The sequence below is a fragment of the Micromonospora wenchangensis genome, assembly GCF_002210435.1.
GTDB lineage: Bacteria > Actinomycetota > Actinomycetes > Mycobacteriales > Micromonosporaceae > Micromonospora > Micromonospora wenchangensis.
Map to the genome: position 1 here is coordinate 63345 of NZ_MZMV01000024.1, position 14224 is coordinate 77568.

13 protein-coding genes are annotated in these 14224 nt (G+C 74.9%); 5 read left to right on the forward strand and 8 right to left on the reverse strand.

Going from position 1 to position 14224, the window contains the following annotated elements:
- The first annotated feature begins 41 nt into the window (after window positions 1-41).
- On the forward strand, window positions 42-719 hold the full coding sequence (locus B5D80_RS15990) for a DUF4142 domain-containing protein (RefSeq protein WP_088644675.1): 678 nt from the start codon (window positions 42-44) through the stop codon (window positions 717-719).
- A gap of 69 nt (window positions 720-788) precedes the next feature.
- On the opposite strand, the gene B5D80_RS15995 is transcribed toward B5D80_RS15990, so the two are convergent.
- From B5D80_RS15995 to B5D80_RS16020, 6 genes are all read right to left on the reverse strand, one after another.
- Window positions 789-1076 carry an Lrp/AsnC family transcriptional regulator gene (locus tag B5D80_RS15995; RefSeq protein WP_088644676.1) on the reverse strand — a complete coding sequence of 96 codons (288 nt, stop codon included), beginning with the start codon at window positions 1074-1076 and terminating at the stop codon, window positions 789-791.
- A gap of 78 nt (window positions 1077-1154) precedes the next feature.
- The gene (locus B5D80_RS16000; protein WP_088644677.1) at window positions 1155-1769 is read right to left on the reverse strand and encodes a hypothetical protein; all 615 of its coding nucleotides are present in this window, start codon (window positions 1767-1769) and stop codon (window positions 1155-1157) included.
- A 23-nt stretch (window positions 1770-1792) separates the two neighbouring features.
- A complete protein-coding gene (locus tag B5D80_RS16005; protein WP_088644678.1) occupies window positions 1793-2653 on the reverse strand; it encodes a sugar phosphate nucleotidyltransferase in 861 nt (286 codons plus the stop codon).
- The gene (locus B5D80_RS16010; RefSeq protein WP_088644679.1) at window positions 2650-3171 is read right to left on the reverse strand and encodes an NUDIX domain-containing protein; all 522 of its coding nucleotides are present in this window, start codon (window positions 3169-3171) and stop codon (window positions 2650-2652) included. Before B5D80_RS16010 ends, B5D80_RS16005 begins: the two co-directional genes overlap by 4 nt.
- A 67-nt stretch (window positions 3172-3238) precedes the next feature.
- Window positions 3239-5026 carry a RelA/SpoT family protein gene (locus B5D80_RS16015; RefSeq protein ID WP_088644680.1) on the reverse strand — a complete coding sequence of 596 codons (1788 nt, stop codon included), beginning with the start codon at window positions 5024-5026 and terminating at the stop codon, window positions 3239-3241.
- A 128-nt stretch (window positions 5027-5154) separates the two neighbouring features.
- Window positions 5155-6912 (reverse strand): DEDD exonuclease domain-containing protein, encoded by a 1758-nt coding sequence (locus B5D80_RS16020; RefSeq protein ID WP_088644681.1) that lies wholly within the window; start codon window positions 6910-6912, stop codon window positions 5155-5157.
- 127 nt (window positions 6913-7039) lie between these two features.
- Here B5D80_RS16020 and B5D80_RS16025 point away from each other — a divergent pair, with 127 nt between their 5' ends.
- The 4 genes from B5D80_RS16025 (at window position 7040) to B5D80_RS16040 (ending at window position 11503) form a co-directional block, all read left to right on the forward strand.
- Window positions 7040-8629: an NYN domain-containing protein gene (locus B5D80_RS16025; protein WP_088644682.1), complete on the forward strand. Its 1590-nt coding sequence runs from the start codon at window positions 7040-7042 to the stop codon at window positions 8627-8629.
- Window positions 8630-8749: 120 nt separating this feature from the next.
- Complete coding sequence (locus B5D80_RS16030; RefSeq protein WP_088644683.1) at window positions 8750-8959, forward strand: hypothetical protein; 210 nt, start codon at window positions 8750-8752, stop codon at window positions 8957-8959.
- Between the two features lie 148 nt (window positions 8960-9107).
- A complete protein-coding gene (locus tag B5D80_RS16035; protein ID WP_088644684.1) occupies window positions 9108-10367 on the forward strand; it encodes a M48 family metallopeptidase in 1260 nt (419 codons plus the stop codon).
- On the forward strand, window positions 10364-11503 hold the full coding sequence (locus B5D80_RS16040; RefSeq protein WP_088644685.1) for a glycosyltransferase family 4 protein: 1140 nt from the start codon (window positions 10364-10366) through the stop codon (window positions 11501-11503). The genes B5D80_RS16035 and B5D80_RS16040 overlap by 4 nt, the downstream gene beginning before the upstream one ends.
- Window positions 11504-11545: 42 nt before the next feature.
- On the opposite strand, the gene B5D80_RS16045 is transcribed toward B5D80_RS16040, so the two are convergent.
- Window positions 11546-13306: a putative bifunctional diguanylate cyclase/phosphodiesterase gene (locus B5D80_RS16045; RefSeq protein ID WP_088644686.1), complete on the reverse strand. Its 1761-nt coding sequence runs from the start codon at window positions 13304-13306 to the stop codon at window positions 11546-11548.
- A complete protein-coding gene (locus tag B5D80_RS16050) occupies window positions 13299-14108 on the reverse strand; it encodes an SAM-dependent methyltransferase (protein WP_088644687.1) in 810 nt (269 codons plus the stop codon). The genes B5D80_RS16045 and B5D80_RS16050 overlap by 8 nt, the downstream gene beginning before the upstream one ends.
- Window positions 14109-14224 lie beyond the last annotated feature (116 nt).

Genomic DNA, 14224 nt, shown 5'->3' on the forward strand with positions numbered 1-14224 from the left:
AGCCGGGTATCCGTGCGGTCCAACGAAAACGGGGAGGGAACATGTTGGGTATCAAACGCCTGGGACTGCTGGCCACGCTGGTGGTGGTCGGCCTGGCCCCCGCGGCTGCCGCGCAGGCCGCCGCGCAGCCGTCGGCGCAGGACACCCAGTACCTGCAGGCGGTGCACCAGGTCAACCTGGCGGAGATCGTCACCGGGAACCTGGCCCAGAAGAAGGGCCAGAACGAGCAGGTCAAGCAGTTGGGGCAGCAGTTCGTCACCGATCACACCCAGCTCGACCAGACGGTGAAGAGCACCGCCCAGCAGCTGAACGTGACCCTGCCGAACGCGCCGACGGCCGACCAGCAGAAGGTGATCGACAAGCTCAACGGTCTCAACGGCGCCGCGTTCGACAAGGCGTGGGTGACCGCTGAGCTGGCCGGTCACGTGCAGGCCATCCAGGCCACCCAGACCGAGATCTCGCAGGGCTCCGAGCAGTCGGTGGTCCAGCTCGCGCAGGACGCGCTGCCGGTGTTGCAGGCGCACTACGACGCGCTGGTCGCCCTGGCCCAGGAGCTGGGCGTCCCGGTCCCGCAGACCAGCGCCAGCGGCACCGCTAGCCCGGGTGGCAGCGGTACGCCGGCTCCGGGCGGCACGACCGAGTCCCCGGCCCCGGGTGGCACCACGGAGTCGCCGGAACCGGGTGGCACCACCGAGACGCCGGCTCCGGGCAACAGCTGACGTCCCGTACCACCTGACGGTGGCCGGTCCCCGACGGGGCCGGCCACCGTCGCCTGTGCGGCGCGGCGGTCAGTCGGCGCTGGCCAGGCCGATCGCGAACGCCTCCTCCAGATCGTGCTGGGAGTAGGCGCGGAAGGCGATGTGCGACTCGGTGTTGAGCACGCCGGGGACCTTGGAGATGCTGCCGGCGATGACCTTGGCGATCTGCTCGAACTCCCGCACCCGGACGATGGCGATCAGGTCGACGTGCCCGGCCACCGAGTAGACCTCGCTGACCCCGGGCAGGTTGGCCAGGTTCTCGGCCACCTCGGGGATCGAGTCGGTGGCGCAGTCGATCAGGACGATCGCGGTGATCACTTGACGATTCTCCGTTCGTCGTGCCCGGCGCGACGCCGGCCTGGCGTCGCTGACCATGCTAGTGCCGCACGGCGTCGGTCAGAGCAGCATGGTGCGGGGGTCGGCGGCCATGGCGCGCAGCCAGGCGGACGCCTCCGGCGCCCCCGGGCAGCGGGCGGTGTCCAGCGCGGCGGCCAGGGCGTACATCTCGGGCGGCGGGATCAGCAGGCTCTCCTTGCTGCGCAGCCCCAGCTTGACCGTGCCGGTGTCGGCGGTGACGGTGAGCACCGGGGTCCGGGTGACCGCGCCGGTGGCGACCACCGAGCCGTCGCTGGAGACTCCGGTGTGCGCGACGGCTGTGGCCTGCAACGTCACCGACCGGGCGGCCCGCAGGTCGACGCTCTTCGTGGTGAGCCCGACCACGGTGAGCCGGGTACCCTCCAGCCACGCGCTGCTCCGCACGATGTTGGTCACCAGCAGGCCGACGAAGATGATGACCAGCCCGGCCGACAGCAGCGCGACGACCGCCGGGACCGCCCCGCTGCCCGAGGTGCCCTCACCGACCGTCGCGTTCAGGACGGTCCCGAGCATGGCACCGACACAGCCGCAGGTCACCGTGAGCAGGGCACCGAGCACCAGCAACGAGACGACCCGACCGGTGCGGCTCGACCGGTAACCGACGGACAGGGGGATCCGGGGCGGGGAGGGCTGCATGCCGGTGATTCTGACACCGACGATCAACGTCCGCCCGGTACGGCCGGCACGGTGAGCCCGTCGCCGGCCCGGATCGCGTCGCGCAGCCGTTCGTCCGGGCCGACCGTCGCGCCGGGCCAGACCACCACGCGCTCCACGTCGCCGCGTACCACCGCGCCCGCGCCGACCACCGCGTGCCGGACCCGGCCGGTGACTGTGGCGTCCGGGGCGACCAGGACGTCGTCGCCGGCCGCGTGGAGGTTGGCCGCCAGGTAGTCGGCGGGCGTCCCGGTGTCGAAGAACGTGCCCGGGTACGGCACCACGGTCAGCTCGCCGGCCGCCTCCGCCGGCCGCCACACCGTGCGGACCAGGTCACCGAAGCTCGCCGGTAGCTCCCGCACCCGGTGCCAGGGCAGCAGCGAGAAGCCGGTGAAGACGTGCCCGTCGAAGGTGCCGGGGGCGCGCGGGTCGGGTGCCGGCCGACCCAGCAGGCGTACGGACCGGAAGTCCCACCCGGCCAGCAGCGCCGCGACGTCCGGGCCGGGGGCGGCGCCGGGATCGGCCAGGTACGCGTCGGCGTTGCCGACCAGCACCCCCCGGCCGGCGATCCAGTCCCGCAGGTTGCCCAGGCCGCCGGCGGTGCCCAACGGGTCGCCCGGCTCCACCGACAGGTGCGCCCGGTCGCCGACGTGCGTCACCACCTGGTCGGCCAGGTAGCAGGCGTTCACCGCCACCCGCTGCGGCCCGGTCAGGCCCAGCCCGGCGAGCCGGTGCAGGGCCCGGTCCAGCAGCGGCACGTTGCCGACCGGGCAGAGCGCCTTGGGCACCCGGGCGGTCAGCGGGCGCAGCCGGGTGCCCTCACCGGCGGCGAGCACCACCGCGCACAGGCCGTCCGGGGCGGTCACGTCGTCGGCTGGCCGGCTTGCGGCCCGATGCCGTAGTGGCCGAGCAGGTTGGCGGTGGCCCGGCTCAGCCGGGGCAGGTCGTCCAGCGGGTGCCAGGCCGCCTCGAAGACCTCCGCGCCGTCCACCTTCAGCGGCGTGGTGGCGGCGGGGACCTCCGCCTCGAAGACCATGTCCACCCAGCCCCGGGTGTGCACCACGGCGTTCGGCACGGCCGGGCGGAGCTGTTCCGGGGCGAGCCGTACGCCCGACTCCTCGTGCAGCTCGCGGGCCGCGCCGACGACCGGGGCCTCCCCGCGCTGGAGCAGGCCGGCGGGCAACGTCCAGCTGTGCCCGGGGGGCTGGCGCAGCAGCAGGAGCCGGCCGGCCCCGGCGGCCCCGCTGTCCCGGACCAGGGTCACCGCGCCGACGACGTACTTCGGCCCGGCGAGCCGGACCAAGCGACGACGCACCGAGACCGGCAGCCGGTAGAAGACCTTGTACGCGACGGCCCGGCCGGTGGCGCGGGAACGGAGGATCATGGTCTCCAGGCTAGGCCGTCGGTGCGCTGCCGTGGGGTGCGGGGCGACCGGTCACCCGGCCAGGGCCTCACTGTCGATGGTCGACCAGGTCGATGAGCTGGCGGACCACGGTGTCCGGTTCGACGGCCCGGTCGAAGACCGCGACCAGCAGGGTCTCCAGGTCGGGGTAGCCGAGTTCCTCCGACAGCCGCAGCAGCGGCAGGTCGCTGGCCAGTCCCCGGTTGTGCGTACGCAGCGCCAGGCCGATCGTGGCCCGGCCCAGGCGGACCTTGTCGGCGATGGAGATGCCGGGCTCGACGTGCTCGGTGAACCAGCGGCTGATCTGCATCTGCGCGTGCGGCGACTTGACGAAGTCGAGCCACTCGCGGCGGGGGCCCCGGGGGGCGACGTCCGCCTCGAAACCGCTCTCCGCGTCGCTCTCGGTGTAGATCTCCACCACGTCGCCCTCGTCCAGTTCGGACGCCAGCGGGGCGAGCCGGCCGTTGATCCGCGCGGCGAGGCAGTGGTCGCCCCGCTCGGTGCCCAGCTCGTAGGCCAGGTCGACCGGGGTGGCCCCGGCCGGGAGCACCACCTGCCGACCGTCGGCGACCACCTGGATCTGCGCCTCGGCCAGGTCGCAGCGCAGCGACTGGAGGAACTGGGCCGGGTCGGGGGCCTCCTGCTCCCAGTCGAGGACCCGGCGCAGCCAGGAGAGCTGGTCGGTGTTGCTGGCCCCGGTGGCGGCCCGGGGGAAGCGGAAGTCGGCGGCCACCCCGTACTCGGCGCAGCGGTGCATCTCCCGGGTGCGGATCAGCACCTCGACGGTGCGGTCCTGCGGGCCGCAGACGCTGGTGTGCAGGGAGCGGTAGAGGTTGTTCTTGGGGGAGGCGATGAAGTCCTTGAACCGGCCGGGGACCGGTCGCCAGCGCCCGTGCACCGCGCCGAGGGCGGCGTAACAGTCGGTGGCCGGGCCGTCCACCACAATCACGATCCGGGGCAGGTCGTACGGCACGGCGTGCCCGCCGGCCACGGTGTCCTTCCAGATCGAGTAGAGGTGCCGGGGGCGGACGCTCACCTCGGCGTCGACCCGGCTGCGGCGCAGCGCCACCTTGGCCTGGGCCACCACGTCGTCGAGGTAGGCGTCCCAGCCGGGCCGGTCGTGCACGTGCCGGGCCAGCCGGGCGTGCTCGTCGGGCTCCAGGTGCAGCAGCACCACGTCGTCCAGGTCGCGCTTGAGGGTCTGGATGCCGAGCCGGTCGCAGAGCGGGACCAGCACCTCCTGGGTCTTGCGGGCGATCCGCTCCCGGGAGGCGGCCGAGCGGACCCCGAGGGTACGCATGTTGTGCAGCCGGTCGGCCAGCTTGATGATCAGCACCCGGACGTCCTTGCCGGCCGCGATGATCATCTTGCGGATCGTCTCCGCCTCGGCGGCCTTGCCGTAGAACGCCTTGTCGAACTTCGTCACCCCGTCGACCAGGTGCGCCACCTCGGGCCCGAAGTCCTCGCTGAGCGCCTGGAGGGTGTAGCGGGTGTCCTCCACCGTGTCGTGCAGCAGCGCCGCGACCAGGGTGGTGGTGTCCATCCCGAGATCGGCGCAGATCTGGGCGACCGCCAGCGGGTGGGTGATGTACGGCTCGCCGCTCTTGCGGAACTGGCCGCGGTGCATGTTCTCGGCGATCGTGTACGCCCGGCGCAGCACCGAGGCGTCCGCGCTCGAATGGATGCCCCGGTGGGTGCGGACGAGCTGGGTCACCGGGTCGGCGTCGTTGGCCGGCCAGCTCAACAGGGACCGGAGCCGCCGGGTCAGGGGCAACTCACCCGGCTGGGCCGGGAGCGCACCCCCCAGGGCGGCGCCGTGTCCGGCGTCGACGTCCACGAGGGACACCTCCTCACCCCGGCTCCACGGTCACCGTCGCCGGCAACCGGAAGCAGGCCCACGAAACGGGCAGGACTGCACTCCCTTAACAGACTAAGCGAGGCGGGGTCGTCCGATCGGACACTTGCTCATGAGCGTTCGGTCGAGAGTTGGTGGGACCCGCCGCCCTCGGCCTTCTCCAGCAGGTCACGGAACCGTCCCGCGCCGGCCACCGGGGACGACCAAACGGAGGTCATCTCCACCAGCCGGGTCTCCGGTCGTTCCAACCAGGACAGGATGCGTTCGGTCTCCTCGGCGGTGGCCCGGGGCACCGGCCCGTGCCCGCCCGGCTCCACCGTCTCGGCGGTCGCCCGGATCGCGGTGATCGTCGGTCGGGGGTGGACGCCCGGCGGGGACACCCCGGCCCCGGCGAGCCGCCCGTGCCGGACCAGCGCCAGCTCCCAGCCGCCCCCCGGGGCGGGCCGGGCGGCGGCCAGCTCGGCGATCCGAGTCAGCCCGGCCAGCCGCTGCATCCGGACGGTGGCCCGCAGCACCGCCGCCAGCCGGGAGCGCACCACCGCCGCCTCCTCGTAGCGCTGCGCGGACGCCAACGCCTCGATCCGGGCCAGCAGGGCGTCCACCACCACCTGCGGGTCGCTGGTGGTGGCGGTGCGGAACGGGGCGACCGCGCGGTCGTCGTACTCCTGCGGGGTGATCCGGTGCTCGCAGGGCGCCGGGCAGCGGCCCAGCTCGGCCAGCGCGCAGGCCGGCGTGACCGTGCGCAGCGACAGCCGGTGGGTGCACTGGCGCAGCGGGACCGCGTCGTGGAACCCGGCGGCGGCCAGCTCGGCGGCCCGGGTGGAGCGGAACGGGCCGAGGTAGGCGGTGTCGCCGGGGGCGAGGCCGCGCACCACCGACAACCGGGGGTACGGCCCGCCGGTGAGCTTGAGCCACACCATCCGCTCCGGATACTTCGACCGCCGGTTGTACGGCGGCGCGTGCGCGGCGATCAACCGCAGCTCCCGGACCTCCGCCTCCAGCGGGTGGGCGCACTCGACCGCCTCCACCCGCTCGGCGGCGGCCAGCATCTCCGACATCCGGGCCCGCTTCTCGGCGGCGGTGAAGTAGCTGCGGACCCGGGTGGCGATGTCGCCGGACGTGCCGACGTAGAGCGGCCGGTCGTCGGCGGCCCGGAAGATGTAGACCCCCGGCCCCCGGGGCAGCCCGTCGGCGAGGTGCCGCTTGCGCCGCTGGGTGGGGCTGACCGCGCGGGCGAACTCGATCGCCTCGCCGACCGTGTCGACCCGGTGCCCACCGAGCCGGGCGATCAGGCCGTGCAGCACGTCCACCGTGGCCTTGGCGTCGTCGAGCGCCCGGTGGGTGGGCTGGGTGGCGGTGCGGAAGTAGGCGGCCAGGGTGCCCAGCTTGCGGTTGGGCACCTCGTCGCGGGTGAGCACCCGCCGGGCCAGCGCCGCCGTGTCCAGCACCCGGGGGTTGGGCCAGCGGTAACCGTGCTTGGCGCAGGCGGCCTTGAGGAACCCCACATCGTACGGCGCGTTGTGGGCCACCAGCACGGCGTCGGTGATGAACTCCAGGAAGCTCGGCAGCACCTGCTCGATCGGCGGGGCGGGCACCAGCATGGCCTGGGTGATGCCGGTCAGCACGGTGATGAACGGCGGGATCGGCACCCCCGGGTTGACCAGGGTGGCGAGCACCCCCAGCTCCTCGCCGCCGCGCACCTTCACCGCGCCGATCTCGGTGATGCCCCCGCCGTCGGGTGAGCCGCCGGTGGTCTCCAGGTCGACCACCACGAACGTCGTCGCGTACAGCGGCAGGGCCGGATCGACGCCACCGGCCGACCGGTCCAGACCGGCCAGGGTCTGCTGGACGTACTCCCCAGGTGCCACGGGCGGCAGGCTAACCGTTCGGTGCGACACTCCCGTCACCGCAGCCCCAGGGGCCCCTGGCGGCATAGGATGAGAGATCGGCTCACTCATCCGGCGGTGGGCCCGGTCGCGGTGGGAGACTTGCCCCATGCCCCTCACCGACCCGCACGACGGCCACCTCCCGCTGGAGGGGTCGTCCACCGCCGCGCCCGGGGCCGGCGGGGACCTGGGTGCGGGGGCACCCGAGCCGGCCCGGCCCGATCCCGACGTCCTGCCCGACGCCGTCCCGACCGGGCCCGACGCCGTCCCGACCGGGCTCGACCCGGTGCCGGCGACCGATGCCGGGGCGGCCGGATCCGACGCTGACCCGCCCGGCGACGGTGCAGCCGACACGGACGCCGCCGACACGGACACCGCCGAGGCGACGCCGCCGGAACCGGAGCCCGTCCTGCCCGAGCCGGTCCGGCAGCGGATCGTGGCGCTCACCGCGGCGGTCCTGCCCGGCCTGCCCGCCGACGAGGTGCCGGTGCCGCTGCGCCGGGTGGCCAAGTTCGCCCCCAACCGGCGGGCCCGGCTCGGTGGCTCGGTGATCGCCGCCCAGCTCACCGCCGACCCGCTGTTCCGGCAGCGGGTCACCGCCCGGGTGCTGACCGACGCCGGTGACCTCGGCGCGGCAGTGGTCGAGGGCACCGCACCGGCCGCCGCCGACCCGGTCGAGGTGGCCGCCCTGGCCTACCTGGTCCGCCCCCGGGGCTGGCGGGAGCTGATCGACGCCAGCGGCGCGGCGGTCCGCGCCGAGGCGGACAGCGCGGTCGTCGCCGAGCTGGTCCGCGAGGCCGAGCAGCGGGCCACCCGGGCCGAGCACGACCGGGCGGTGGCCCGGGTCGAGGCGGACAAGCTCCGCGACGAGCTGGCCCGGGTCCGCGAGGAACTCGGCCAGCTCCGGGAGGAGAACCGCCAGCTCCAGCGCGGCCTGCGGGAGACCCAGGCCCGGGAACGCCGGGCCACCGAACTGCTCGCCACGGAGCGTGGCCGGGCCGCCCGCGCCGCCGCCGACAGCGACGCCGAGCTGCGCCGGGCGCGGGCCCGGCTGGCCGAGGCCGAGGCGGCGGCCGGCGTGGCCAAGGCCAGCGCCAAGGAGGCCCGTTCGGTCGACGACGCCCGGCTGTGGCTGCTGCTGGAGACGATCGGCCAGGCCGCCGTGGGGCTGCGCCGCGAACTGGCCCTGGACCCGGTGGACAAACTCCCCGCCGACTTCGTGGCCGACGCCTTCACCGACGCCCCGGCCGCCCAGGGCGGGCCGGCCGCCCGCGCCCGGGACACCGACGACCCGGCCCGGCTGGACCAACTGCTCGCCCTGCCCCGGGCGCACCTGGTGGTGGACGGCTACAACGTCACCAAGCGCGGGTTCGGCGAGATGTCGCTGGAACAGCAGCGCAAGCGGCTGATCACCGGCCTGGGCGGGATCGCCGCGCAGACCGGCGACGAGGTGACGGTGGTCTTCGACGGGGCGGAACGGATGCACGGCCTGCCGCCCACCCCGCGCGGGGTACGGGTGCTCTTCTCCCGCAAGGGGGAGACCGCCGACGAGCTGATCCGCCGGCTGGTCCGGGCCGAGCCGCCAGGCCGCCCCGTGGTCGTGGTCTCCTCCGACCGGGAGGTCGCCGACGGGGTGCGCCGGCACGGGGCGTACCCGCTGGGGGCCGACTCGCTGCTGCGCCGGCTGGCCCGCTCCTGAGGTGTTGATCACCGGTTGTCCGGTTGTGTCGTACCCGATGGTTAGTGTCCGACCTGACCGACGGTGCTCGGGCGGTGACGAGGGTCTGCCGCCCGGCGCCGCACTGCGTCAGGAGGCACGATGCTCATCGACTGCGACGGCTGCCGGGTCCGGGGTGCGGGCTGCGCCGGCTGCCTGGTGACGGCCCTGCTCGACACCGACTCCCCGGCCGCCGGCCTGGGCGTCGCCGAGCACCGGGCGATCGAGGTGCTCACCCGCGCCGGCTTCGAGGTGGAGGTGCTGGCCCACGAGACCCGTCCCGCCCGGTCCACCCGTCGCCGGGTCGCCTGACGCCCCCGCCCCGCTCCGGCGGGGCCCGGGGCGGACACCACGGCGGGGCCGCGTCGGCGGGCCATAGGATGGGCGCTCACGGCGGGAGGAGCGGCGGCATGACACGGGTACGACGCCACGCCCGCGGACCCGTCCCCGGGGCGCCCCGGTGACCCCGCGTGGCTGGGCGGTGCTCACCCTGGCGGCGCTGGTGCTGGCCCTGCTCGTGGTCGGTGCCCTGCTGGTCCCGTGGAGCCGCCCCCCGGCCCCCCGCGCCGACCAGCTCGCCGCCCTGCGTGACCTGCCCGCCGACCAGGTGGCCCGGGGGCGCGCGTTGCAGGCGGCCCTGCGCCCCGGCCGCTACACCGGGCTGGCCGTCGGCCTGCTGGTGGCGCTGCTGCTCGGGCTGACCCCGCTCGGCGCGCGGCTGGTCGAGCTGGCCGGCCGGCCGTTCGGCGACCACTGGATCGCCCGCGCCGTGCTCGGCGGGATCGCCGTGGTGCTCGTCGCCGACCTGCTCACCCTCCCGTTCGCCGCCTGGCGGCAGTCGGTGCTGACCCGGTACGGGCTCGCCACCCAGGGCTGGGGCGGCTGGACGGTCGACCTGCTCAAGTCGTACGCGCTCAGCGCGGTGCTCGCCGCGACCGTGCTGCTCGGCTTCTACACCGTCACCCGGCTCGCCCCGCGCTGGTGGTGGGCGTTCGGGGCGGCCGGAGCGGCCGGGCTGGTGGTGCTGCTGTCCTTCGTGCTGCCGGTGCTGGTGGAGCCCGTGTTCAACCGGTTCACCCCGATGGAGCAGGGGCCGCTGCGCACCGAGCTGACCGCCCTGGCCGCGCGGGACGGCGTGCCGGTGCGGGACGTGCTGGTCGCCGACGCCTCCCGCCGCACCCGGGCGGTCAACGCGTACGTCTCCGGTCTGGGGCCGACCCGCCGGGTGGTGGTCTACGACACCCTGCTGCGCGAGGCCACCCCGGCCGAGGTGACCAGCGTCGTGGCGCACGAGCTGGGTCACGCCAGGGACCGCGACGTCTGGACCGGCACGCTGACCGGTGCGCTCGGAGCCGCCGCCGCGGTCGTCGCCCTCTACCTGGTCGGCTCCTGGACGCCGCTGCTGCGCCGGGCCGGCGTCGACTCGATCGCCGAGCCCCGGGCGTTCGCGCTGCTGATCGCCCTGGTGACGGTCGTCGGGCTGGTCGCCGGCCCGGTGCAGGCGCTGGTGTCGCGCCGGATCGAGGCACGGGCCGACGCGCACGCCCTGGCGCTCACCGGTGACCCGGCCACCTTCGAGGCGATGCAACGCCGGCTCGCCGGGGTCAACCTGGCCGACCCCGACCCGCCCCGGGCGGAGTACCTCTGGTTCGCCTCGCACCCGTCCACCGTGGAGCGGATGGCCGCCGCCCGCGCGTACGCCCGGGAGGCCGGCAGGTGACCCGGACCCTGCTGGTCACCAACGACTTCCCGCCCCGCCCCGGCGGCATCCAGTCGTTCGTGCACCACCTGGCGGTCCGCCAGCCACCCGGCTCGGTGGTGGTCTACGCCTCCAGCTGGCGCGACAGCGCCGGCTTCGACGCCGCGCAGCCCTTCCCCGTGGTCCGGGACGCGACCCGGGTGCTGCTGCCCACCCCGCGGGTCGCCCGCCGCGCCGCCCGGCTGGCCCGGGAGCACGGCTGCGACACGGTGTGGTTCGGTGCCGCCGCCCCGCTGGGCCTGCTCGCCGGTGGGTTGCGCCGCCGGGCCGGCATCCGCCGCACGGTGGCGCTGACCCACGGTCACGAGGCCGGCTGGACGACGCTGCCGGGGGCCCGCGCCGTGCTGCGCCGGATCGGCCGGGACACCGACGTGGTCACGTACCTCGGCGACTACACCCGGGTACGGCTGGAGCGCGCCCTGCGCGGCGTCACCGAGCTGCACCGCCTCGCGCCCGGGGTCGACGTGGACACCTACCACCCCGGGGTGGACGGCGCGCCGGTGCGGGCCCGGCTCGGGCTGGCCGACCGGCCGGTGGTGGTCTGCGTCTCCCGGCTGGTCCCGCGCAAGGGCCAGGACATGCTGATCCGGGCCCTGCCGGCGATCCGCCGCCGGGTGCCCGACGCGGCGCTGCTGGTGGTCGGGGGCGGGCCGTACCGGGCGACGCTGGAGAAGCTGGCCCGGTCCACCGGGGTGGAACGCGACGTGGTGTTCACCGGCTCGGTGCCGTGGGAGGCGCTTCCCGCCCACTACGCGGCCGGTGACGTGTACGCGATGCCCTGCCGCACCCGCAACCGGGGGCTGGACGTCGAGGGGCTCGGCATCGTCTACCTGGAGGCGTCGGCGACCGGGCTGCCGGTGGTGGCCGGTGACTCCGGCGGCGCACCGGACGCGGTCCGCGAGGGCGAGACCGGGTACGTCGTGCCGGGGCGTGACGTCGCCGTGCTCGCCGACCGGGTGGCCACCCTGCTCGCCGACCGGGACCTGGCCCGGCAGCTCGGCGCGGCCGGGCGGGCCTGGGTGGAGAAGGAGTGGCGCTGGGAGACCCAGGCCCGCCGCCTGACGGACCTGCTCACCGGCACCGCCGGCCCCGGCTGAACCGCCGGCCGACCAGCCTCGGAACGAGCCTCCGGCGGTGGGTCAGCGGATCTGTTCGAGGATGCGGGCGGCGGGGGCCGGCTTGCCGAAGTGCCAGCCCTGGCCGGTGTCGCAGCCGATGGCACGCAGCAGGTCGGCCTGGTCGGCGGTCTCCACCCCCTCGGCGGTGACGGTCAGGTCCAGCGCGTGGGCCAGCGACACCAGCGAGGCCAGGATCTGCTCGTCGTTGCGGCTGGCCGGGTCGGCCTGCGGGCTGCGCAGCCGGGTCACGAACTCGCCGGCCACCTTCAGCTCGGTGACCGGCAGGTCCCGCAGGTAGACCAGGTTGCTGTAGCCGGTGCCGAAGTCGTCGATGGCGATCCGGACACCCAGGTCGTTGAGCATCCGCAGGGACCGGACCGGGTCCTCCCCGCCGGTGCTCATCATGGTGCTCTCGGTGATCTCCAACTGGAGCCGTTGCGGCGGCAGGCCGGTCTGCGCCAGCAACCCGCGCACCTCCTGCACCAGGTCGGGGCGGTGGACCTGCCGGACGGCGAGGTTGACGCTGACGAACGGGGCCGGCCCACCGCCGGCCGCCCAGCTCTCGGCCTCCCGGCACGCCTCGGCGAGCACCCAACCGCCGAGCCGGACGATCAGCCCGGTCTCCTCGGCCAGGCCGATGAAGCTGTCCGGGCCGAGCACCCCCAGCTCGGGGTGCCGCCAGCGGACCAGCGCCTCCACCCCGACCACGGTGCCGTCCCGCAGTGACGTCAGCGGCTGGTAGTCCAGGAAGAACTCGCCCCGGTCCAGGGCGGCGGGGATGGCCGCCGACAGGGCGTACCGGGCCAGCTCGGTGCGGTGCCGGGCCGGGTCGAACAGCGCCCAGCGGGCACCGCCGGCCGCCTTGGCCCAGTGCAGGGTGCTGTCGGCGGCCCGCATCAACTCACCCGGGGTGGTGCCGGCCACCGGCCGTTCCACGATGCCCGCGCTGGCGGTGACGGTCAGCTCGTGCCCCTCGACCAGGGCCGGCTCGGCGACCGCGGCGAGCGCCGCCTCCGCCACCTTCACCACGTCGTCGGTGCCGTCGGTGTGCTCGACGAGGACGACGAACTCGTCACCGCCGAGGCGGGCCACCAGGTGCTCGCCGAGGGCCCGGCTCAGCCGCTGCGCCACCTGCACCAGCAGGGCGTCGCCGAGCTGGTGGCCGAGGGAGTCGTTGACCACCTTGAACCGGTCGAGGTCGAGGAAACACACCCCCACCCGGGCGGTACCCCGCCCGGGGACGGTGAGGGCGGTGGCGAGCCGCTCGGTGAACAGGGCGCGGTTGGGCAGGTCGGTGAGCGGGTCGTGGGTGGCCTGGTGGCGGAAGCGGGACTCGCTGTCGCGCAGCGCCCGTTCGGCCTGGGCGCGGGCCACCATCGCCGCCCGCCGGATGGACTCCTGCTCGTCGAGGGTCCGGTCGCGCAGCGCGCGGGCGTACCCGGTGGTGATGGTGGCGAGCAACCGGGCCAGCCGGTCGGAGATGTCGTCGCCGACCAGGCCGAGGTCGCGCAGCAGGCGGAGCTGGACGACCTCGACGGTACGCCCCAGCCCCTCCGCCGAGGCGATGTGCGCGGCCACCAGCTCCGCACCCACCTGGTGACCGATGCGCGGGTCGAACGGCTCGGCCCGCAGCGCGGCGGCCAGCCGTACGGTGAGCCGTTGCAGCAGCTCCTCCAGCTGGGCCTGGGTCATCGGCAGGTAGCTGGTGCCGGAGACCGCCTTGGCCCAGGCGCGGGCGAACGTGCCCGGGCAGGACGCCCGGGGGCCCGCCGGCTCACCCATCGAGACGCCCGACGCCGCCGAGGAAGACGGCCTGCTCGGCGTTCTCGGCGCTCTCCGGCGTCTCGGGCCGCCACTGCGGCACCCAGACCACCCCGGGGTCGACGATCGTGAAGCCGTCGAAGAACGCGGTCAGCTCGCTCCGGCTGCGGATGCACAGCGGGCTGTCGGTACGCCGGTAGACCCGTTCCGCCTCGGCCCGTTCGGCCCCGCCCCGGGTGTCGTCGCTGGCCTGGGAGAGGACCAGGAAACTGCCCGGGGCGAGCGCCGCGCGCAACGTCCGCAGGATGTCCTCGGGATGGTCGGAGTGCGGGATGAAGTGCAGCACCGCCACGATCATCACGGCCACCGGCTGGGAGAAGTCGATCAGCCGGGTCACCTCGGGGTGCGCCAGGATCGCCTCCGGCCGGCGCAGGTCCTCCTGCACGACGGTGGCGGTGGGGTTGCCGGCGAGGATCTCCTGGCTGTGCGCGACGGCGACCGGGTCGACGTCGACGTAGACCACCCGGGCCCGCGGGTCGGCCCGCTGGGCGATCTCGTGCACGTTGCCGACGGTGGGGATGCCGGAGCCGATGTCGAGGAACTGGCGGATGCCGGAGTCGACCAGGTGCTGCACCACCCGGCGCAGGAAGGCCCGGTTGGCCTGGGCCATCAGCGGCGCGTCGGGCACCGCCTCCACCATCGCCCGGGCGGCCACCCGGTCGGCGGCGAAGTTGTGCGAGCCGCCGAGGTAGTAGTCGTACATGCGGGCGACGCTGGGGCGTTCGATGTCGATGTCGTCGGGTGCCCAGTTCGGTCGCTGCATCCCCAACCCCTTTGTCGAGTGCCACCGCGAACATGGTCGACCGTGCGGTTCACCCGGGTATTCTGCCCGCCCACCGCCCGGGTGCAAAGACCGCGATCAGTGCGCGACCGGCCCCT